We start from the raw sequence: 22,489 nt of genomic DNA, 5'->3' as shown, positions 1-22,489 counted from the left end.
GCACGGACCCGCGGCGATTTCGCCATGCGGGCTTTTTGCGTCTGAAAGGCGACGACATGGACGAGGTTTCGCGCGCTCTTCGTTACCGCGCCTGGCACCGCGGGACGCGCGAAGCCGACATGATGATCGGCGGCTTTTTCGACGCGCATCATTCGAGTTGGGGCAGCCATGAGCGAGCGCTGTTTGCCGCGCTTCTGGCGGAGACCGATGTCGACATCATGGCGTGGGCGATCGGGACGCAGGACGTTCCCGAACGGTATCAAGGGCCGCTGATGGAAGCGATGCGCCGTCTTGATTTCATCAAGGTTCCAAAATGAGCAACGACTTAGGACGGATTCTTGCGGCGTCGTCGCCGCTGACGCTTGCGAGCGTTCCTGCGGGCTTCCTGCCGTGGCTGGTGTCCGACCTTGCGCGGGCAGCGCATGGCACCGGCGTTGGCGGACGCGCGGTGGTGATTGCCGCCGACGAAGCGGCGATGCGCGCGCTGGCGGAGACTGTCCCGGTGTTCGCGCCGGACGTCGAGGTCCTGACTTTTCCCGCCTGGGACTGCCTGCCCTACGATCGCGCCAGTCCCGCGCTTCGGGTGATGGCGGAGCGACTGGCGACGCTGCAACTGCTGCAGGTGCCCAGGAAGCGGCCGCAGTTGCTGATCGCTGCGGCCAATGCCGTCACGCAGCGGACGCTGACGCCTTTTCGAATTCGCCAGCTCACGCGTCGGCTCGACGAAGGCGAGCGGATCGAGCGCGACGATCTCGTCTCGCAGTTGGTGGCCAATGGCTACCAGCGAACCGACGCGGTGCACGATGCCGGCGAATTTGCGGTGCGTGGGTCGATCGTCGACCTGTATCCCGCCGGCGACTCTTCGGCGATCCGCCTCGATTTCTTCGGCGACGAGATCGAGACGATGCGCCGGTTCGACCCTGCCGACCAGCGAAGCGTTGGGAAGGCCGGGGCCTTTACGCTGATGCCGGCCTCAGAGGCGCTGCTCGACGAGGAAAGCGTCAAGCGCTTCCGCGCCCGTTATCGCGAGAAATTCGGTGCGAACGCGACCGGTGATCCGCTTTATCAAGCGGTCAGCGAGGGCCGGCGCCTCGCCGGCATGGAGCATTGGCTGCCGCTGTTCGAGGACAAGCTGGCGACGCTGTTCGATCATCTGTCGGATGCCGACGTCATCCTCCGCGATTCGGGAAGCGACGGCGCCATCACGTCGCGAGCCGAGGCGATCGAGGACTATTTTGCCAATCGCGAACGCGCGATGCAGGCCGAGCCGGGCAGCTACCGGCCGCTTCCGCCGTCGGCACTCTACCTGTCGCGGAAGGAGTGGACGTCGTCGGTCGCGGAACGCCCGATCCACTTCGCATCGACCTTTCCCGAACCCGCGAGCGATCAGGTCATCGACTTTGGCGTCGAAGGTCCCCGCGACTTCGCGCCGGAGCGCGCACAAAACGCCAACGTTTACGAGGCGGTGGTCAAGCACGTCGCCAAGCTGCGGAAATCAGGCCGGAAGATCATCCTCGCGAGTTACAGCGAAGGCGCACGCGAACGTCTCTCGGGCCTGCTCGAGGAGCACGGCCTCGATCGCCTGACGCAGGCGACGACGTGGCAGGAAGCGCTCGGCGGAAAGGCCGATGCGAGCCTCTTGGTGTTGCCGCTCGATCATGGCCTCACCGCGCCCGACGTCGCGGTCCTGACCGAGCAGGACATGCTCGGCGACCGGCTGGTGCGACGCAAGAAGCGCCGGAAGAGTGCCGACGCCTTCCTTGCCGAGCTGGCAGCGCTGACGCCGGGCGATCTGGTCGTTCACGCCGATCACGGCATTGCGCGGTACGAGGGGCTGACGTCGATCATGGTCGGCCGCGCGCCGCACGATTGCGTCGCCCTCTCCTACTCCGGTGGCGACAAGCTCTACCTGCCGGTCGAGAATATCGACGTGCTGTCGCGCTACGGCTCGGACAGCGAGCGCGCGGTGCTCGACAAACTTGGCGGCGAAGCGTGGCAGCGCCGCAAGAGCCGGATGAAGGAGCGGATCCGCGAGATCGCCGGCGAGCTCATCAAGACCGCCGCGGTCCGCGCGACCAGGCCAGGGCAGATGGTCGAGGCCGATCCCGCCTATCCGCAATTCGTCGACCGCTTCCCTTATGAGGAAACCGACGACCAGGATCGCGCCATCACCGAGGTTCTGGAGGATCTGGCGAGCGGCAAGCCGATGGACCGCCTGGTGTGCGGCGACGTCGGCTTCGGCAAGACCGAGGTTGCGCTTCGTGCGGCGTTCGTCGCGGCGATGGCCGGCTATCAAGTCGCGGTCATCGGTCCGACCACGCTGTTGGCTCGTCAGCATTATTCGAACTTCGTCGCGCGCTTTCAGGGCTTCCCGATCGAGGTGGGCCGCTTGTCGCGACTCGTGCCCGCGGCGGAGGCGAAAAGGACTCGCGAGGGGCTCGAAAAGGGCGTCGTCGACATCATCATCGGCACCCACGCGCTGCTGTCGAAAACGATCAAGTTCAAGAAGTTGGGACTCGTGATTGTCGACGAGGAGCAGCATTTCGGAGTCGCGCACAAGGAGCGGCTGAAGTCGCTCCGCGATGACGTGCACGTGCTGACCCTGACCGCCACGCCGATCCCGCGAACGCTACAGATGGCGATGTCGGGCCTGCGCGAGCTTAGCGTGATCCAAACGCCTCCGGTCGACCGTCTTGCGGTCCGAACCTACGTGGCGCCATGGGATCCGGTCGTGGTACGCGAGGCATTGCTTCGCGAACATTATCGCGGCGGGCAGAGCTTCCTCGTCGCGCCACGGATCGCCGATCTGCCCGATCTGGAGGAATGGCTTCGTGAGGAGGTGCCCGAAGTGAAGGCCGTCACCGCGCACGGACAGATGAGCCCGGGCGAGGTCGAGGAGCGAATGAGCGCCTTCTATGACCGCAAGTATGACGTTCTGCTATCGACGACGATTGTCGAAAGCGGGCTCGACATCCCGTCGGCGAACACACTGATCGTCCATCGCGCCGATCGCTTCGGACTGGCGCAGCTTTACCAGCTACGTGGGCGTGTCGGACGGTCGAAGACGCGTGCCTATGCCTATCTCACCACGACGCCCGACCGGGCGCTGACCGAGGGGGCGGACAAGCGTCTTCAGGTGCTGGCCAACCTCGACAGCCTTGGCGCTGGCTTCCAGCTCGCAAGCCACGACCTCGACATCCGCGGCGCCGGAAATCTGCTCGGCGACGAGCAATCGGGGCATATCAAGGAGGTCGGCTTCGAACTTTACCAGGCGATGCTCGAGGACGCGATCCTAGAGCAGAAGTCGGGCGCGTCGGAACGCCGGGAAGAATTCACGCCGCAAATCAACGTCGAAGCCCCGATCCTTATCCCGGAAACCTATGTCCCCGATCTCGATCTCCGCATGGGTCTGTATCGCCGCCTCGGCGACCTCGATGACCGTCAGGGCGTGGAATCCTTTGCGGCGGAAATGATCGATCGCTTCGGCAAGCTTCCTCCCGAAACCAAGAACTTGCTGCTGATCGTCGAGACCAAGATCAATTGCCGAAAGGCGTGCATCGCGAAACTCGACGTTGGCGCAAAGGGTGCCGTGGTCACGTTTGCCGATCGCGGTTTCCCCGATCTGCCGGGGTTGCTGGCCTATGTCGCGCGGCTGAAGGGACAGGCGAAGCTTCGTCCCGACAGCAAGCTCGTCGTCAGCCGCGACTGGCCGAGCGGCGATGCGCGTTTGAATGGAGCGCTGCAAATCTCGCGCGGCCTGATGCGCGTCCTGGCGGCGAGCGAGGATCAGCGTCAGCTGCAACCGGCCTGAATGCAAAACGGGTGCCGGATCCCCCGATCCGACACCCGCCTGCTCCCGCTCGTCGCGTAGCGTGAGATCGGCCTGCCACTGGAGCGAGGATCGCGCAACGTCGCGCTTGGCGACGTTCCGTTCCGGGACACGGTGGCGTTTGACGAGTGAAGCCTTATGGTGTCGCCCGTGAACGCCACCAGCCTCTCCCCGGCTTCCCCGGACAAGGATCTCGCCGCACGCGGAATCGGACTGGTCGCGTCGAATACCCAGGCCGCATTGGCGGCAGAGAAGCTGCTGCGCCGACGCTATCGGTGGGCCGACGAGGCGGAGGCGGAGACGCTCGTCGCGCTGGGTGGCGACGGCTTCATGCTTCAGACGCTGCACCAGATGCTCGAAGAGAATGACGCCCGCCCGGTGTTCGGCATGAATCGCGGGACGGTCGGCTTCCTGATGAACGAATGGCGGATCGACCAGCTCATCGATCGGATCTCGAACGCCAAGCACATCAAGGTCACGCCGCTGAAGATGGAGGCGACGACGGTCCGCGGGGACACTTGGTCCTACCCCGCCATCAACGAGGTCTCGCTGCTTCGCCAAACGCGCCAGACCGCGAAACTCGAGTTGTGCGTGAATGGGCGCGTCGTCATGCCCGAATTGGTCGCGGACGGCGTTCTGGTCGCGACCCCCGCCGGTTCGACCGCGTATAATCTTTCGGCCAACGGTCCGATCCTCCCGCTGGCGGCAAGGATGCTCGCGCTGACGCCGATCAGCGCTTTTCGTCCGCGTCGCTGGACCGGCGCGATACTGCCCGACGACGTCGAAATCCAGATTCGCGTACTGGAAGCGGAAAAAAGGTCGGTTGCCGCGGTCGCCGACCAGTTCGAAGTACGCGACGTCGCAACCGTCAAGGTTGCGCTCGACCCTTCGCAGACGCTCACCTTGCTGTTCGATCCCGAACATGCGCTCGACGAGCGCATCGCGCTCGAACAATTTGCGACCTGAAAAAGACGATTTCCAACGCACTTCGGGTTGCAACCGCTGATGAGCGCGTTATAGGCGCTCTCGCTTCGCAAGAAGACGGCGATCCTCGGTAGCTCAGTGGTAGAGCGTTCGACTGTTAATCGAATGGTCGTAGGTTCGAATCCTACCCGAGGAGCCATTTTTCACCCCGGCGTCACCACCCGCCAGGGACCCCCGCAGACTTAGCCTTCGATTGCTGCCATCAGGCTGGCATTGCCGCCTGCCGCCGTCGTGTCGATGCAGGTGACGCGCTCGGTCGCGAACCGCGCGACGTAGTGCGGGCCGCCAGCCTTGGGGCCCGTCCCACTCAATCCCTCGCCACCGAACGGCTGGCTTTCGACGACCGCGCCGATCTGGTTGCGGTTGACATAGAGGTTGCCCACACGCGCCTCGCGCTCGACATATTCGCGCGTGGTGTCGATCCGGCTCTGCAGGCCGAGAGTCAGGCCATAACCGGTCGCATTGATCGCCTGCAGCACATCGGCGAGCTTGCCCGACTTCCATCGCACGACGTGAAGGATCGGCCCGAAATGCTCTCGGTCGAGATCGGACAGCGACTTGATCTCGTACATCGCGGGCGTGACGAAATGTCCGGCGGCTGCCGTCTGCGGCAGTTCCAACCGGGCGAGCAACGTCGCTTTCGCATTTAGCTCGGCCAAGTGCGCGTTGAGCGCTTCCTTCGCGTCCTCATCGATAACCGGACCGACGTCGGTCGTGATGTCGGCAGGGTCGCCGATCGAGAGCGCCTTCATCGCGCCCGCAATCATGCCGAGCATGGTGTCGGCGACGTCATCCTGCACGAACAGCACGCGAAGCGCCGAACAGCGCTGCCCCGCGCTCTGGAAACTGGATGCGACCACGTCGCGGGTAACCTGTTCGGGCAGCGCCGACGAATCGACGATCATCGCATTCTGCCCGCCAGTCTCGGCGATTAGCGGGATAATCGCGCCGGGACGGTCGGCCAAGCCGCGATTGATCGCGCGCGCCGTCTCGGTCGACCCGGTGAAGGCGACGCCGGCGATCAGCGGATGGCTCGTCAGCGCCGCGCCGACCTTGCCGTCCCCGGGGACGATTTGCACGATGTCGCGGGGAATGCCTGCGCGATGCATCAGCTCGATTGCCAAGGCACCGATTAGCGGCGTCTGCTCGGCCGGCTTTGCGATCGCGGCGTTCCCCGCCGCAAGCGCGGCGGCGACCGGTCCGATGAAGATCGCCAACGGGAAATTCCACGGGCTGATGCACGCGAACACGCCGCGGCCGTGCAGGCGCAGTTCGTTCACTTCGCCGGTTGGACCCGGGAGTGGCGTCGCGCCCGCGAACAAGCGCCGCGCCTCACTGGCATAATAACGTAGAAAATCGACCGCCTCGCGGACTTCAAGCACTGCGTCGGGCAAAGTCTTGCCCGCCTCGCGAATGCAGAGCGAAAACAGCTCTTCGCGATGCTCCTCGAACTGGTCGGCGGCGCGGTCGAGCAATTCGGCCCGCGCCGTTCCGCCGCGCTGGTCCCAAGCTGTCTGGACGGCAGCAGCCGCCCGAACCGCGCGATCGACATCGCCTGCGGTCGCGTCGACCACCGATCCGACGCGATGGGCTCCATTGAACGGCGAGACGACGGCGGCGGGAACAGCCTTCGAGCCCACGGTCGGCTGAGCCTCCCACTGACGCGACCCAAGGTCCTTGATGCGCTTCTGCAAAGGTTCGCGGACGAGCGGATCGCTCAGGTCCACGCCAGCGCTGTTCTTGCGCCCTTTGCCGAAGATCGAATCGGGCAACGGAATCGCCGGGTTGCGGCGGGGCTTGAGAGCAGTCAGCTCCGCAACCGGATCACGAACGAGGTCGTCGAGCGGAACGTCATCGTCCGCGATGCGATTAACGAAGCTGCTGTTGGCGCCATTCTCCAAAAGCCGACGAACGAGGTATGCGAGCAGCTCCTTGTGGCTGCCAACCGGCGCGTAGATGCGCACCGGAGTGACCGGGTCGCCAATCCCGCGCTCGAGCTTGGCGAGTTCTTCGTAGAGGCCTTCGCCCATGCCGTGCAGACGCTGGAACTCGAATGGGGTCTTGCCCGCCATCGCCTTGATCGCGCCGATGCTGTTGGCGTTGTGGGTGGCGAAGGCGGCGTAAATACAATCGCTTGCCGCCAGCATCCGACGCGCGCAGGCGAGATAGGAAACGTCGGTCGCGACCTTACGTGTGAAGACCGGATAGTCCGACAGACCCGCGACCTGCGCGACCTTGATCTCGCTGTCCCAGTAGGCGCCCTTGACCAGGCGAACCATCAGCTTGCGGCCGTGCTTGCGGGCCAGCGCAACCGTCCAGTCGACGAGCGGCACGGCACGCTTGGAATAAGCCTGAAGCGCAAGGCCGAAGCCGCCCCACCCGCTTTCAAACAGACCATCGTCGGCAACCAGCGCTTCGATGATGTCCATCGACAGTTCGAGGCGATCGGCCTCCTCGGCGTCGATGGTGAGGTGCAGGTCCGCTGCGGCCGCCTTCAGCGCCAGTTCGCGAACAACCGGCATGATCGCGGCCTTGGCTTCGGCTGCGTGCGTCCACTCGTAGCGAGGATGGAGCGCCGACAATTTGACGGAAATGCCGGGTTCGGCTCGAAACCCATTCTTCGCCTTCGCAGCGATCGTGTCGAGCGCCTCGCCATACGCCTTCGCGTACCGCGCAGCATCCTCGTGGGTGCGCGCGGCTTCGCCCAGCATGTCGAAGCTGTGGCTCCAGCCCTTTGCCCGCTCGGGGGCGGCGCGGCTGAGCGCCTCGTCGATTGTCCGCCCGAATACGAATTGCCGACCGAGGATCTTCATCGCCTGTCCGACCGCGGTGCGGATGACCGGCTCGCCGAGCCGTCCAACCGCGCGGCCCAGCGCCGAACGCCAGCCTTCTGTGCGGTCGTTGGCCTCGTCGAGGACCTTGCCCGTCAGCAGCAGCGAAAAGGTCGCGGCATTGACGAAGGTCGAGCGGCTTCCGCCCAGCTTCTCCGCCCAGTCGGGACCCGACAGCTTGTCGTGGATCAGGTCATCAGCGGTTTCCGCGTCGGGAATGCGAAGCAACGCCTCCGCCAGGCACATCAGCGCGACGCCTTCGTCCGAACCGAGGTCGTAAGCCTGCAAAAACGCATCCAGCCCGGCGGCCTTGTGGCCGCGCACCGCCTTGACCAGCGTCCGCGCCAACGCGGTCGCCTCGCCTAGCTCCGCGGCACTCAACCGCGCCTGTTCAAGCCTTTCGGCGACGACCTTTTCTTCATCAGGGCGATAGGCGTGGCGGAGCGCGGTACGGTCGATCATCGTGGATGTCGGCTCAGGCGGCCTGGCCGTGACAATGTTTGTACTTGAGCCCCGACCCGCACGGACAAGGCGAGTTGCGGCTTTCCGGCGGCTCGACGACCGCGCCATTGTCTCCCGTCGGAAGCGCCGGTCGCGGCGACTGCATCGGCGGCAGGCTCGACATAACGGTCCCGCGCGCATCCACGTCGGCGGTGTCGTCGTCGCCAGATAGCGGGTCGATGTGGTTGGTGATGAAGTCGGGAAGCGCGAAGTCGCCCGCGGACATCATCTGCACCGGCGGCTCTTCAAACTGTACCTGCGCCCGCATCAGCAGCTTCGTCACGTCCTCGCGGATCGCGACCAGTAGCCGCTCGAACAGCATGAAGGCTTCCTGCTTATACTCGTCGATCGGCTTCTTCTGCGCATAGCTGCGCAGGTGGATGACGGCGCGGAGGGCGTCGAGCGTGGACAGATGCTCTTTCCAATGATGATCGAGCGTCTGGATGAGGAGGTTCTTCTCAATCTCGATCCAACGCTGCGGTTCGAGGCCCTGCGACTTCTCCGCCATTCGCGCGTCGGCCATCGCTTGCAGGCGCTCGATGATGACGTCCTGTTCGACCGCGTCCTCAGCCAGCCACTCCTCGAGCGGCGGCTGGAGGTCGAGCACTTCGTCCGTCGATACGCGCAGGCCCTCGACGTCCCACTGCTCGGGGTAGGTGCCGGGAGGGCAATGTGTCGTCACGAGCCCCGCGATGGTTTCGGCACGGAAGTCTTCGACCACGTCGCTGACATGATCCGCATCCATGATCTCCGCGCGCTGGTCGTAGATGACCTTGCGCTGGTCGTTCATGACGTCGTCAAATTCGACGACCTGCTTGCGGATATCGTAATTGCGCGCCTCGACCTTTTTCTGGGCCGTCTCGATCGCCTTGGAAATCCACGGCGAGACGATTGCTTCGCCGTCTTCCAAATTCTTGTTCATCAGGCGCGCGAAGGCGGTCTGCGGGCCGAAAATGCGCAGCAGATCGTCGTCGAGGCTGAGATAGAAGCGCGACAGGCCGGGGTCACCCTGACGCCCGGAGCGCCCGCGAAGCTGGTTGTCGATGCGGCGGCTTTCGTGGCGTTCGGTGCCGAGCACGAACAGGCCGCCGGCGGCGAGGACCTGCTGCTTCTCGGCCTCGATTTCCTCGCGGAAGCGGGCAATCTCGGCGTCACGCTCGGGTCCGTCGGGAGTGTTGCGAAGCTCGTCCTCGATCCGGAATTCGAGGTTGCCGCCCAATTTGATGTCGGTCCCGCGACCGGCCATGTTGGTGGCGATCGTCACGGCGCGCATCCGGCCCGCCTGCGCGACGATGTGTGCTTCGCTCTCGTGGAAGCGGGCGTTGAGCACTTCGTGCGTAATCCCTTCCTTGTGAAGGAATTCGCTCAGCATTTCCGACTTCTCGATCGAGACGGTCCCGACGAGCACGGGCTGGCCCATCTCCTGGCGCTTCTTGATCTCCTTCGCGATCGCCGCAAACTTGTCGTTGATGTTCTTATAGAATTCGTCGTCGTCATCGATCCGCTGGACCGGGACGTGCGTCGGGATCGACACGACGTTCATCCGATAGATGTCGAAGAATTCGGGCGCTTCGGTCAGCGCGGTGCCGGTCATGCCCGCAAGTTTCGGGTACATGCGGAAATAGTTCTGGAAGGTGATCGAGGCGAGCGTCTGGTTCTCCGGCTCGATCGCGACGCCTTCCTTGGCCTCGACCGCCTGGTGGAGACCATCGGACCAGCGGCGGCCGTCCATCATCCGGCCGGTGAATTCATCGATAATGACGACCTTGCCGTCCTTCACGATGTAATCGATGTCCTTGCGGAACATCATGTTCGCCTTGAGCGACTGGTTGAGGTGGTGGACCACCTGCGTGTTGGCGATGTCGTAGAGGTTGGTGCCTTCGAGCAGCCCCGCGTCCTCGAGCATTCGCTCGGCCTTTTCGGTGCCTTCCTCTGTCAGGACGATCGTGCGCTGCTTCTCGTCCTTCTCATAGTCGCTCTCGACGAACTGCTTCACCAGCGCATCCACGCCGATGTACAGTTCCGACTTGTCGTCGGTTGGTCCGGAAATGATCAGCGGGGTACGGGCTTCGTCGATCAGGATCGAATCAACCTCGTCGACGATGGCGTAACCGAACGGGCGCTGGACCATCAGGTCGCGCGAGAACTTCATGTTGTCGCGGAGGTAGTCGAAGCCGAGCTCGTTATTCGTCGCGTAGGTGATGTCGGCCTGGTAGGCCGCGCGCCGCTCGTGATCGGCCATGTTCGGGACAATGATGCCGGTTTCCAGACCAAGGAAACGATAGACCTGCCCCATCCACTCGGCGTCGCGGCGGGCAAGATAATCGTTGACGGTTACGACGTGGACGCCCTTGCCGGGCAAAGCGTTGAGATAAGTTGCGAGCGTCGCGACGAGGGTCTTGCCCTCGCCCGTCTTCATTTCGGCGATCTCGCCACGATGAAGGACGATGCCGCCGATCATCTGGACATCGTAATGGCGTTGTCCAAGCGTGCGAATCGATGCTTCGCGCACCGTCGCAAACGCTTCCGGGAGGATGTCGTCCAGCTTTACGCCGTCGGCCAGTCGCTGACGGAAGATCATCGTCTGGTTACGAAGCTCGTCGTCGGTCATGGCCGAGATGGTGGGCTCGAAGGCGTTGATCGCCTCGACGATCTTGCCGAGCTTGGCGACGTACCGGTCGTTGGCGGACCCGAAGATGCTTTTGGCCAGGGAGGCGAGCATGGAGCGAAATATTCCTCAAAAGGTCGCGGCGCGCGAAGGCTGATGCCCTTGATCGCGCGCGGGCGTGGACGGGCCGCGATGTAGGAGCCGCCCGCCCCGCCGTCAATCGAACGGCAGGGCTGACGAGGAGACTAGAGCTGGCCTTCGAGCCATTCCTGCAACACCGCTTTCGGCGCGTTGCCGCGCGTCCAACGCGCCTTTTCCTTGCCGCCCTCGAACAGGACCAGCAGCGGGATGGTGCGGACGCCGGCCTTGTTGGCTGCATCACCCGCTTCGTCGAGGTTCGCCTTAGCCACCGTCAAACGTCCGTCAAAGTCCTGCGCGATCGCGTCGAGCGTCGGCGCCAGCGCCTTGCATGGGCCGCACCATTCCGCCCAAAAGTCGACGAGGACCGGCTTGTCGGACGACAGAACGTCGGCGTCGAAGCTCATGTCGGTGACGGTTTTGGTATTCTGACCCATTGCATACTCCTGATGTCGGTTCGCTTCTCCATATGGGGTGGCGACCGGTCTGCTCAAGCGCTGATCGGGATGAGGCGCGGACCGCTGGTGTAAAGCAGCGCCGTCTCGATCGTCCGATCGGGGAAGATCACGGCCAGCGCGGCGGCATAAGCCTCCATCTGCCGACGATGCTGCGCGGGGATTTCGGCGGGTCCCGATGGCACAGCGCGCCCGGTCTTGAAGTCGATCACCTGCACGCGATCGTCTTCGATCAGCAATCGGTCGACGGTACCGGCGATAACGCGGCCATCGGGCAGCGTCGCCGCCAACGGCGCCTCGCCGATCGACGAAGGTCCGAAGACATCGGCAAAGGCGGGGTCGGCAATCACCTTGCACGCGGCCTCTGCGATCTCGACCCGCATCGCTTCCTCGGCCACTCCCGCCTTTGCTAGCCAGCGTAGCGCCAGTGCTTGGCGTTCAGCGGGGTCGACCGCAGGGAGACGTTCGAACAGTGTGTGGAGCAGCGTTCCACGCTGCGCCGCCGCACGCATCGCCGGCGTCGGAGGCGGCGCCGCTTCCAAATCGTCGACGATTTGCGATGGACTTAGGGGTTGCGGTGGTCGCGCCTCGATCGGCGCAGGGGTGCGCAGGCTGTCGGGAACCTGAAGGGGGATCAGCGCCGTCTTCTCCGTCGACCGCTTTGCCCCGACGCGACCGGCATTTTCCCAAACGAGGGCCGAGCCCCAAGGCGCCACTTCTTCCGACGCAGCGCCGAGGCTCATCATCGCCCGCGCACTTGCTTGGTGCCAACTCTTCTCCGGCACGTCGCGGCGCTTCTTCACGCCAGCAATGACTAGACGCTCCGCCGCGCGAGTCAGCCCTACGTAGGCAAGGCGCCAATGCTCTTCCTCGTCCTCCTTTTTCGTCTTTTCGAGGAGAAGGCGAAACAGGGGCGCGCACTCGTCCTTGCGGGGCCGGATCAAGGGAACGTTGCCGACATCTGGAATTCCAAATTCCATCGTCGACGAAGTCCCGCCGACCGCCGCTGGATCATGGGTCGCATCGGCGAGTATGACGAGGGGCGCTTCGAGACCCTTGGCTGCGTGCACGGTCATCACTCGAACCGCGTTCCCCGAGGACGACGCGTCACGCTTGACCTCGACATCGCCGCGGTCGAACCACGCTAGGAAGCGGTCGAGCGAGGCAATTTCCTCGCCCTCAAACTGTACTGCGCTGGCAACCAGTTCCTCGATCGGATCGCGCGCCGCCTCGCCGAGCCGTTCAAGCAACTTATGCCGACCCTGAACCGGGCCCGACAGGATCGTCTCCAGAAAGCGCGCCGGCGTGACATAATCGGCCATCGCCAACCATTCGGACAGCGTCCGGTGCGCTTCGGCGAACTGGGGTTTCTCGTCCCGGCGCGACGACAGCGCTGCCCAAAGCCGTCCCGGACGGTCAAAGGCGAGGTCGTAAAGTTGTTGCTGATCCCAGCCAAGCAGCGGCGACACGAGCAGGCCAGCAAGATTCAAATCATCGAGCGGCTGAACGACGAAGCGGATCGCCGACAGCAGATCCTTGACCGCCAGCGGCTTGTGCAGGTGAAGACGGTCGATCCCGGCGACAGGGACGCCCTGCGCATAAAGGCGCGCGACAATTAGCGAGGCAAACTCGGTCCGGCTGCGTACCAGGATCAGGATGTCGCCAGCGGTCAGCGGCCGGCCTGTCGATCCCATCATCGGCGGCGCGTCGAGCCAACCCTTGATCGTGGCGGCCATCGCGTCGGCGTAAAGCCTGAGCGGCTCATCGATCCATCCTTCGTCGGCGGTATCCTCTTCGGGCGCAACCGCGGGTTCGAAGGCCGGCCACAGCTCGACCCTTCCCGGTCGTGAAGAATGGAAAGCGACATGCGGCGGCGGGGCGTTGGGAAGGCCCATCGCCGAAGGACCGACGTCGCCGATCATGGCATCGACCAGTTCGAGGACCGCGGGTGACGAACGAAAACTGGCGTCGATCGAAAGGTCGCGGAACTCGCGTGCCGCTTGGTCCGCGTCCATTGCCGCCTCGCCCGCGGCGGATGCACGCTCTGCGACGAGCGAGCGATACTTGTCATATTCGCGCGGATTGGTGCCCTGAAAACCGAAGATCGCCTGCTTATAATCGCCGACCATGAACAGGGTACGCCAGTGATCCTCGGCCTCTGGATTACCGGTAAAATATTCACCCGCGAGCGCATCAACGATGGCCCATTGATCCTGGTTGGTGTCCTGCGCCTCGTCGACCAGGATGTGGTCGGTCCGCTGGTCGAGCTTGTAGCGAACCCAATCGCCCATCCCGAGCTTCTGGAAAAGCGCCTGCGTCCAGTGGATCAGGTCGTCGAAGTCGGCCACGCCCGCCGCGCGCTTGGCGCGTACATAGGCGGCGGCAAAGGCCTGACCCGCGCGAAGGCCGGCGGCTTGGGTCTTCGCCAGCGTCCCCGCAGAACGAAGCAAGCGAAGCTCGGTCCACCAATCGGCAAATTGTTGCACGACCTGCTCATAATCCGGATCCGCCGCGACCTGCTTGGCCTTTACCTTGCAGATTTCTCCCTTGGCGGTGACGAGGTTCGCCCCCAATCCGTCAAGCAGATCGGCACGTTCTAACGGGCTCGCGGCAATGAAGCGACCGAGGTTGGCGACGATCTTGTCGCCGGTCGCTGTTTTCCATGCTCGATTGGCGAGGACCAGGCGATTGAACAGCAATCGGTCGATCGCATCGTCGGCAAGTTTGGCTTCGAAGTCGTCCGCGCCTCCAGGCATCCCGATCAGCTCGAACAAACGTTGCTCGATAGTAGAGGGGTCGCCGAGCGCGGCCATCGCCTCATGCGCATGGGCGCAATCCATTAGATAGGATTGCGCGCCTTCTTCCCCCAATCGCAGGCTAAGCGCCGAAACGTCGTTGAGCAGGCCGCGACGACCGCTTTCTTCGGCGTCGGAGAGCAACAATGCCAGCGTCTGACGCGCCAGTTCCTGCTCGGCCCGGCCTTCGATCGGCTTGAGGCCCGGCGCGATGCCCGCTTCCGAAGGAAATGAGGCAAGCAACTGCTGCGCGAAACTGTGGATCGTCTGGATGCGCAAGCCTCCGCCTCGCGCTTCGAGCACGCGCGTGAACAGGCGGCGGGCGCGCTGGAGCGCCGGCTTGTCGCGCTCCTCGCCCAGCGCGAACAATTCCTTTTCCAGCGCCGGATCGGGCAACCGCACCCAATGGGCGAGACGGCCGGCAATCCGGTTGGCCATCTCCGCCGCGCCGGCCTTGGTAAAGGTCAGGCACAGGATCGCTTCCGGCGGAACGCCGCGCAACAGCAGACGGATCACCCGCGCGGTCAGAACCTGCGTCTTCCCCGTCCCCGCCGATGCCGAAAGCGCCGCGTGGATCGTCGGGTCGGACGCAGCGTCCTGCGCACCCTTCAGGGGCGGGAAAGGCTTCAAGCCGGGCGGCATGGCACCCTTTCCAACGAAAGCCGTTCGTCATAGGACGGCGAAAATATTGACGAAGCGAGGACCGAATGGATCAGGGCGACAAGCGGGAAGACGAACGACGCACCAAGCTGGTCAAGGCCGGCGTCGCGGTCGGCATCGGATCGGCAGCGATCGTCGCCGCCCTGCTCTATGCGTCGAAGGTAAAGAAGCCGCGCCGCGGATCGACCGGCGGACACGAATCCGACTAGGTCAGTCTCGGCCATACCATTCCTCTAGACGCATCAATTGATCATAGTCGCCGTAAGGGGCGTAGGCGGGATTGAGCTTGGCAACGAAGGGCTCGTCGCCCAACAGATATTTATCGGCGGCATCGCCGAAATGCGCATAAGCTCGATATATAAAATCGGCCGCACCGTCGGCGGCATCGGGTGACCGGCGATAACCGAACCGACTATTCTTCTTGGCCAGCGACCAATATTCGTGAGTGCTGACGTTGCCGGATAGGCCGGCAAAACTGCCGTATTTCGCGATGAGCGACAGCAGGCCGAGTTGAAGCGCAAACCCTTCGTTCACCGCCTTGGGGCTTGGTGCCTGTCCCGTCTTGTAGTCGACGATGGCGAGCGTCCCGTCGGGCATTCGGTCGATGCGATCGGCGACCCCGTAAAGCGTGACCCCAGCGACCTCCGCTTCACCCCTTGCCTCCGCCACCAACGGAATACGCCCTGCGTTCCAATCGTTCGCCGCCTCGTCCGCGATCCAGCGGATCGCCTCCATCAGTCGCGGCGACCACAGCGCGCGCAACATCGGATGGATGGCTTCATGCGCGAGCATCGCCTCGGCAAGTGCGGGCAGGCGCGCGGGATCAGCCTTCTCGTCGCGAAACCATCGCTCGAGCACTTCGTGGACCGCAGTGCCTTTCCATGCCGCATGTTGGTTGGCGTCAACCGGATCCTTCGCGGACAGTTTCAGGATCGAGCGCGCGTAAAAGGCAAAGGGGTCGGCGTTCAGTCGGTCGAGGTCGGTGACCGCGATGCGCTTCGGCCGGGCATCGATCGGCGGGCACGGGCGCGGGCGACCGACTGGTCGAAGCTCGGTGCTGGAATCGAGCGCCTGCGACAGTCGCTCCAAACGCCGGTCGCGAGTGACTCCCCCCGTCATCGCTTGCAGCCGGAGCCATAGGCGGGAAGCCACGGTCGGCGAGCGACCATCGCGACGGGCGCGCGTCAGAAGGACGCGCGGCGCGCCGAGGGCGCTCATGAAATCGTGCGCGGCGAGGCCCGACCGCATGTCGAGGCCGGGGACGCCAAGGATTTGGCGCACTCGTGGCGGCAACCACGGATCGGGCGTTGGCAGCGACGGCCACACCCCTTCGTTCAATCCGCCTAAGATCATCAGGTCCGCCTGCTGGAGCCGCGCTTCGAGCAACCCCCAGATGAAGATCCTTGGATGACCGCCATAGGGTCGCCGCAAGCTGACGGAGTCCAGCATCCGGCGAACTACCGGGACGACCTCTTCCGGCGCAAGGGGCAAGACGGCGGCGTCCGCCTGCGCTTCGATCGAAGACAGCCATTCGGCCGCCGCTCGACCGTCGACTGCGCGCCACGCTGAGTTACCGCACAAAGTGTCGGTGAGCGTGCGGAGCGTCGACGCCCATTGGGCCAGCGTGTTGCCGCCGGCCGCCGCGAGCGGTTCGACGAGGGGTCGAACCAATTGCCACGCCTTGGTTGTGCCGCTTGCTTTCGCCGCAGCCAGATGGTCGTCGAGGCCGTTCAGCCCGCCAGGTGGCCGCGGACCCCGCAGCGACAGGTCGAGCGTCCTCACGGCGTCCAGCCAAAGACGTCGCTCTTCGCCCTCGCCTCCCACCAAAGGGTGTTTGAGCAGCGCCAAGAGCGATACCGGCGCCAAATCGTCGACGATGGCCGACGCAATCGCGAGTAGAAGGGTCCCGGCGGGCGTGGTGGATAGGATCAGGCCGGCGCTGTCGTCCGCTTCGATGTCCCAACGTCGAAGATGCGCCGACACGCGTTTGGCGAGAGCGCGGTCGGGTGTGACGAGTGCTGCAGTCTGGCCCGGCGTGTCGAGTGCCTCGCGAAGCGCGATGGCAATGCCTTGTGCCTCGCTCGCGGGATCGCCGAACTCGGCGACCCTTATCCCGGTCAAGCGGCGGTCGGGCGGCGCAAGCCTGGTCCACTTGTCGCTGAAACGAGCCGCTACCATCGCATTGACGACGGCGCGCCCCCTTGCCGCGGAGGATGAGGCCCGGCCATGGCCAGGCCATTCGCGGACGTCGCCGCGCGCCACACCGATCTGGTCGAGCAGGCGTTTCAGGTGGAAAGCAGGATGGCTCTGCTCCGCATTGCCGTCCTCGTCGGGACCAAGCGCTTCCCATTCCTCGTCAGGCAGGCTGCGGGGGCCGGGAAGTCCGGGCAATAGCAGTGCGCCGCGTTCGAGGCGCGCGATCCGCGAAAGCAAGGCGGCGACCGCCGGCGCGCTCGTCGTAATGCCCGCAGCAAGGGTGAAACCGTCCGGCGGGCTAGTCGCCCAGCGATCCGCGAGCGAGCGGAGCAAGTGATTGCGGCGAGCGGCAAGGTCCATCTGGCCTCGCGCCTCGAGCAAACCGGGCCAACGCTCGACCAGCCCCTGAAAGCGCGCCAGTGCGGCTTGCCAATGCGCCGCCAGATCGGGCGTTGCATCGACCGCTTCCGAGAGACGCGCGGGCGGAATTTCCTCGACGGTCAGCGCATCGATCGTTCGCGCGAGATCTTCGGCCAGCCTCATCGCTTCGGCTGTCCCTTCACCCTCCTGTCGAAGCAGCCTGGCGAGCGACAACTGCCGCTCGAGCGGGTCAATTGCCGGCGGAAGGCCCTCACTGTCGTCGATCGGATCGAGCGCGCCGCCGATCCGCTCGTCAAGCTCCGAGTCCCCGATCGGGATCAAGCGCGGAAGCAGCAGGCCACCGCCGCTCGCGCGGACGAATGCGTCCATCACGGCCCGCACCGCTCGATTGGTGGGCAGGATGATCCGACCGCGCGCCAGGCCAAGGCGATCGTGCCCGTATGCGCGGATCAGTCCGTGGGCGAGCGTATCGGCGAAACTTCGATGCGTCGGGATGGAATAGACCAGCGGATCGCCCGACTGTCGGCGATCCCAAAGTCCTGCTTCAGCCATTCTGAAGCGCGTGCTCGGTTGCGATGATCGCCCCGGGATAGCCGACGTCGAACCACAGGCCCTGATGTACCGCGCCGAAACAGCGCCCCTCTTCGATCGCCCGATCCCACAGGATATTGGTCGAAAAGGCCCCGTCCGGAGAGTCCCGAAGCAGGTTCTTCGAGAGCATCTGGATGCCGGTATAAACGAAGGGAGCGACGCGTCCCGGCTTTCGGCGACTGAGCCTGCCCTGCGCGTCCATGTAGAAGTCGCCCTGCCCCGAATGATTTCCCGCGCGCGCTTGCGGAACGAGCAAGAGAAGCGCGTCCATTTTCTCGCTGTCCCACTGCGCGGCCAGCAATTTGAAGGTGTCGGCCGGCCCGTCGATCCAGAAATTGTCGCTGTTGATCGACAGGAAAGGATCGGAGTCGATCTTCGGCAGTGCCCGCACGAGGCCGCCACCTGTCTCCAGCAACAACTCCCGTTCGTCGCTGATCGAGACGTCGAAGTCGGTCGCGCGCGACGCGAGATGCGCTTCCAGCGCGTCGGCGAGGTAATGGACGTTGACTACGATCCGGGACACGCCGGCGGCACGAAGGCGGTCGAGGACGTGGTCAATCAGCGGCTTGCCCGCGACCTCCACCAGCGGCTTGGGCCGCGTGGCAGTTAGCGGCCGCATCCGCTTGCCGAGTCCGGCTGCCATGACCATCGCAGTCGTCGGCACGTCGGAATCGATCCCGGGACGAAGGCTCAGGGCGACCGCCTTGCGCTTCATTCGCTTGCGCCTTGCCAAAAGGCGCTTCGCTTATCCGCAGGCACGTTGGCGTCGAACCAATTTTTCACCGGCGCGAGCGACGGGTGCGAAAGATCGCGCTCCAACAGACCCCACATGCGTAGCTGGAACGACTTGTATCGCTCCTTCCCGTCGCGCTTCCATAATCTGCAGAAGACACCGAGAATCCGCGTGTTGCGCTGCGCCGCGAGCGCCCAGTAGGCATCGTCGAAGCGCTGGTCGGCACTGGTCACGGTCCGATATCGCTCGATCATTTTGGTCTCGATCGCCGGATCGACATCGCGTCGTGCGTCCTCGAGCACCGACACTAGATCGTACGCTGGGTGACCGGAAAGCGCGTCTTGGAAATCGAGCAGGCCGAAGCGGTGAACGCCGTCCTTCCCGTCGACCAGCATGATATTCTCCGCGTGATAGTCGCGCAGCACCGTCACCGGAGCCAGCCCATCGTCGGCGACCGGCGAAAGAACCGCGTTCCATGCCGCGTCCCATCCCGCGCGATCCACCGATTGGAGACCAACGGCGGGAACATACCAATCAAGGAAGAGGCCGACCTCCTCCATCCATTGTTCGAGCCCGTGAACAGGAAGTTCGGCGAGCGGCGGCTGATCATGGAGGTGAACCAGGACATCGACCGCCGTTTCGTACATCGCCTCTTCCGAATCGGGGTCATCGTCCAAGGTCTCGCGAAGTCGCGCATCGCCAAGATCGTTGAGCAGGAGAAGCCCCTGCCCAAGATCCTGCGCCAGCACTCGCGGCGCGGTCAGACCGACCTCGGCAAGCCATTCCGCCATCCTCACGAAGGGTCGCGGATCCTCGTGCGGTGGCGGCGCATCCATCAGCACCGCCTGACGATCCTCTCGCCGATCGACAATCCGGAAATAACGACGAAAACTGGCGTCCCCGGCGAGCGGGAGAATATCGCAATCGTTCCAGCCATGATCGGCAAGGAATCGAGCGGCGCCATCAGGCGGAATCATCGTGGCCATCGCCCTTCCCAAGAGGGAGGCACCTTGGCTGTCAAGACACGCGCGCCGTCAGGAGCCACCGTCAGCGACAAAGCGAGCGCGTCGGGCCATGCGTCCGCCCCTGCCCGGTCGGGCCATTCGACGATCAACACGCCATCTTCGCGGATTTCGTCGAGCCCGAGCTCCGCGAGCGCGGCGGGATTCTCGATCCGATAAAGGTCGACGTGCCAGACGGGGGGAACGAGGGCATCATAAGGCTGGACGATCGCAAAACTCGGACTGGGCACTTCGCCCGGATGGCCGAGTTCCGCGAGAAGTCCGCGGACCAGCGTCGTCTTTCCCGCGGCAAGCGCGCCGTCGAGCGTGACGACATCGCCGGCTCGCAGCGCTACGGCAAGCCTTGCTCCGGCCGCGAGCGTGGCCGCCTCGTCGGACAAGGTCATTGCGGCGCCCGGGGGATGATCAAGGTGACTTGCGTCCCCTCGTCGGGCGCGGAGACCAACTCGACACGACCGCCGTGAGCCTCGACGAATTGCTGGGTCAGCGGAAGCCCCAGCCCCAAGGCGGCATCGCCACGGCCGCCAGAGAAGTTGCGGTGGAAGCGCGCGAAAACCTGCGCCTGGTCCTCGGCGGCAATGCCCGGGCCATTATCGGAAATGCGGATCATGGCTTGCTGGTCATCACCTTGGGCCTCGACGATGATCCGCCCCTTCTCGCTGGTGTAGGTGACTGCGTTCCGAAGCACATGTTCGACCGCCTCGCGCAGTCGGCGGGCATCGCCGATGACACTGCCAACCGCATTGTCGATGCGGATGTCCAATTGCTGCTGCTTTTCCTCGGCGCGCGGCCTGAGCGCTTCGGCCGCCGCTCGGCAGAGGCCCGCGATGTCGACCCGCTCGCGCTCCAGAACCACGCCGCGCGTGTCGCTCTGCGTCAGGTCGAGAACGTCGTTGATGAGTTTCGATAACCGCTCGACCGCTTCCAGGATCGCTCCGACATAGTCGGTCGCGGCCGGAGGCAGCTTTCCCGCGTAACCGGCTGAAAGCATTTGCGCGAAGCCACCGATCGACGTCAGCGGCGTGCGCAGTTCGTAGCTCATGTTGGCGACGAAGTCGGTTTTCACCCGATCCGCCTCTTCAAGGCCCGTCGCCCGCTCGCGAAGCGCCGCTTCGATGCGCGAACTGTCGGTAACGTCGATCATCGTGAAAAGCGCATTCCCGTCGGGCAATGGAACGGCGGCGAAGTCGAAATGGCGCCCGTCGGTCAACGAGACACGCCCCGTACCGGACTGGCGCCCGCTGGTGGCCGACCGTACGAGTTCGCGGACCTGCGCCGCGGCGGTCGGATTGACCAAGCGCTTGGCCATCGCTGGGACGAGTTCGTCTACTCGAGGATGTTCGCCGAGCCAGTCCTCGTCGAGATTCCACACTTCGCTGAAGCGGCGATTCCACAGGTAAAGCCGACCGTCCGACGCGTAGACGCTGATGACCTCGAATAGATTGTCGAAGGTCGCCGCGCGCACGCGCAGCAGCGTGTCGCGAGCCGACGCAAGACGGACCTGCTCGGTGCGATCCTCGAAAATGAGGCGAAGGCCGCCGTCAGGCATTGGCTGGCCAACGATCCGCAGGTGGTCGCCATTGGCGAGGATCCAATCCTCTTCGATGGCCTCATCGGGCGAAGTGAACCAATTGCGCCGTTCCTGCTTCCAGGCCGGAAAATCGCGGACCTCGGGAGTCCGGCCCTGCTCGCGCATCCGTTCAAGCAACCGGTCAAACTCGGGTTTGTCGGCGAGCCATTCGGTATCGATCTGAGTCATGATCGCGAACGGCTGGTTGAAGAAGGACAGGCGACGATCGGCATCGAACTGGGCCGCGCCCGCCGTCATCCGGTCGGACAGTTCGCGCTGCGATTCCTGGTGTCGGGCGAGCTCGATCCGTGCGTCCTCAAGCTCTTGAATATCGATCGCGAAACCGGCCACCGCGCCATTGGGCAAAGGAACGTCGACAAGCCGAAGCATCCGGCGCTCCTGCCCAATGGTGGCAGGCTGCGTGCGTGAATAAGGCTTGCCGGTGCGAAGTGCCTCTTCGGCTCCATGGCGCGCGGATTCGCCGCCACCCGCGTCAATCAATTCGCTCGCCCGGTCGATGACCTCCCCGGCATCGCGCGCATCAACGGCCGCGACAAACGCCGAATTGACCAGGCCGAGGGCGAGATCGGGCCCGCGATACCACATCGGGAATGGCGCGCTTTCAATCAGTTGTGTGAGGGCGTTGAGACCTGCCTCGCTCTGTGCAAGCTTGTGCTGAAGGCTGCCGCGGGCACCTTCCATGTCGCTGACGTCCAGCAGCCAGAGAAGGACGCTCCCCGGCGGCGTCGAGGCCGGGGCGAGCTCGGCACGAACCTCGATAAACGCGCCATCGCCCGACAGTTGAAAGGATTGGCGAAACTCTCGACCACTTAGGCGGACGGTGGAAATCCCATCGGCCAAGCTTTGCAGATCGTCCGCACTAAAGCCCGCTTTGCCGCCAAGGTCCGCGAAAACCCGAGGCATCTCGGACAGGCCGAGCAGTCGCATCCCGCCCTCGTCCATTTCGACGCGGCGATCGCCGTGGATGATGACGGGACGACCGGGCGCAGCGCTGAGCAAGCTCCGCATCGTCCTGGCGGCGCCAAGCACGCGGCGAGCTGTTCGCAGCCTTCGCGTGGCCAAGATCGCCAACGCCGCCCCCGCGGCGAGCCACAATGCCGCAAGGACGATGACCGCTGCCGCCGCGTTCGCCCCAATCAACACGAGTAATGTGCCCTCCACATTCCTTTGTCAT

General features: G+C 64.4%; 13 protein-coding genes and 1 tRNA gene. 5 read left to right on the top strand and 9 right to left on the bottom strand.

Annotated features, from left to right (window positions below):
* Positions 1 to 56: 56 nt before the first annotated feature.
* The 4 genes from SH584_RS00995 to SH584_RS00980 all read left to right on the top strand — a co-directional run bounded on the left by SH584_RS00995 (position 57) and on the right by SH584_RS00980 (position 4,952).
* Positions 57 to 317, top strand: coding sequence for an FAD assembly factor SdhE (locus SH584_RS00995; RefSeq protein WP_322840611.1), 261 nt, complete (start codon positions 57 to 59; stop codon positions 315 to 317).
* The gene (gene mfd, locus SH584_RS00990) at positions 314 to 3,811 is read left to right on the top strand and encodes a transcription-repair coupling factor (RefSeq protein ID WP_324807852.1); all 3,498 of its coding nucleotides are present in this window, start codon (positions 314 to 316) and stop codon (positions 3,809 to 3,811) included. The genes SH584_RS00995 and mfd overlap by 4 nt, the downstream gene beginning before the upstream one ends.
* Before the next feature lie 225 nt (positions 3,812 to 4,036).
* Positions 4,037 to 4,795: an NAD kinase gene (locus SH584_RS00985; protein ID WP_324809409.1), complete on the top strand. Its 759-nt coding sequence runs from the start codon at positions 4,037 to 4,039 to the stop codon at positions 4,793 to 4,795.
* Between the two features lie 82 nt (positions 4,796 to 4,877).
* Positions 4,878 to 4,952, top strand: a tRNA-Asn gene (locus SH584_RS00980).
* A 43-nt stretch (positions 4,953 to 4,995) separates the two neighbouring features.
* On the opposite strand, the gene putA is transcribed toward SH584_RS00980, so the two are convergent.
* From putA to addA, 4 genes are all read right to left on the bottom strand, one after another.
* A complete protein-coding gene (putA, locus tag SH584_RS00975; RefSeq protein WP_324807850.1) occupies positions 4,996 to 8,106 on the bottom strand; it encodes a bifunctional proline dehydrogenase/L-glutamate gamma-semialdehyde dehydrogenase PutA in 3,111 nt (1,036 codons plus the stop codon).
* A gap of 13 nt (positions 8,107 to 8,119) precedes the next feature.
* Positions 8,120 to 10,867: a preprotein translocase subunit SecA gene (gene secA / locus SH584_RS00970; RefSeq protein ID WP_324807848.1), complete on the bottom strand. Its 2,748-nt coding sequence runs from the start codon at positions 10,865 to 10,867 to the stop codon at positions 8,120 to 8,122.
* Positions 10,868 to 10,998: 131 nt separating this feature from the next.
* Complete coding sequence (gene trxA / locus SH584_RS00965) at positions 10,999 to 11,328, bottom strand: thioredoxin (protein WP_322840615.1); 330 nt, start codon at positions 11,326 to 11,328, stop codon at positions 10,999 to 11,001.
* Between the two features lie 53 nt (positions 11,329 to 11,381).
* The gene (addA, locus tag SH584_RS00960; RefSeq protein WP_324807846.1) at positions 11,382 to 14,783 is read right to left on the bottom strand and encodes a double-strand break repair helicase AddA; all 3,402 of its coding nucleotides are present in this window, start codon (positions 14,781 to 14,783) and stop codon (positions 11,382 to 11,384) included.
* 65 nt (positions 14,784 to 14,848) lie between these two features.
* Between addA and SH584_RS00955 the strand changes: the two genes are divergently transcribed.
* Positions 14,849 to 15,010, top strand: a complete 162-nt coding sequence (locus SH584_RS00955) for a hypothetical protein (RefSeq protein WP_324807844.1) — start codon at positions 14,849 to 14,851, stop codon at positions 15,008 to 15,010.
* A 1-nt stretch (position 15,011) separates the two neighbouring features.
* Here SH584_RS00955 and addB read toward each other — a convergent pair whose 3' ends face one another.
* Genes addB through SH584_RS00930 form a run of 5 tightly spaced genes read right to left on the bottom strand, consistent with a single transcriptional unit; the run spans position 15,012 to position 22,458 of the window.
* Positions 15,012 to 17,930, bottom strand: coding sequence for a double-strand break repair protein AddB (gene addB, locus SH584_RS00950; RefSeq protein ID WP_324807843.1), 2,919 nt, complete (start codon positions 17,928 to 17,930; stop codon positions 15,012 to 15,014).
* Positions 17,923 to 18,684: a nucleotidyltransferase family protein gene (locus SH584_RS00945; RefSeq protein WP_324807841.1), complete on the bottom strand. Its 762-nt coding sequence runs from the start codon at positions 18,682 to 18,684 to the stop codon at positions 17,923 to 17,925. Before SH584_RS00945 ends, addB begins: the two co-directional genes overlap by 8 nt.
* Positions 18,681 to 19,679 carry an aminoglycoside phosphotransferase family protein gene (locus SH584_RS00940; RefSeq protein ID WP_324809407.1) on the bottom strand — a complete coding sequence of 333 codons (999 nt, stop codon included), beginning with the start codon at positions 19,677 to 19,679 and terminating at the stop codon, positions 18,681 to 18,683. The genes SH584_RS00945 and SH584_RS00940 overlap by 4 nt, the downstream gene beginning before the upstream one ends.
* Positions 19,676 to 20,110 carry a tRNA (adenosine(37)-N6)-threonylcarbamoyltransferase complex ATPase subunit type 1 TsaE gene (gene tsaE, locus SH584_RS00935; protein ID WP_324807840.1) on the bottom strand — a complete coding sequence of 145 codons (435 nt, stop codon included), beginning with the start codon at positions 20,108 to 20,110 and terminating at the stop codon, positions 19,676 to 19,678. Before tsaE ends, SH584_RS00940 begins: the two co-directional genes overlap by 4 nt.
* Complete coding sequence (locus SH584_RS00930) at positions 20,107 to 22,458, bottom strand: sensor histidine kinase (RefSeq protein ID WP_324807839.1); 2,352 nt, start codon at positions 22,456 to 22,458, stop codon at positions 20,107 to 20,109. The genes tsaE and SH584_RS00930 overlap by 4 nt, the downstream gene beginning before the upstream one ends.
* Positions 22,459 to 22,489: the final 31 nt, after the last annotated feature.

The sequence above is a fragment of the Sphingomonas sp. LY29 genome (genome assembly GCF_035593985.1).
GTDB lineage: Bacteria > Pseudomonadota > Alphaproteobacteria > Sphingomonadales > Sphingomonadaceae > Sphingomicrobium.
The sequence above is the reverse complement of the archived record's forward strand: the minus strand, read 5'-3'. Positions and strand labels throughout refer to the sequence as shown.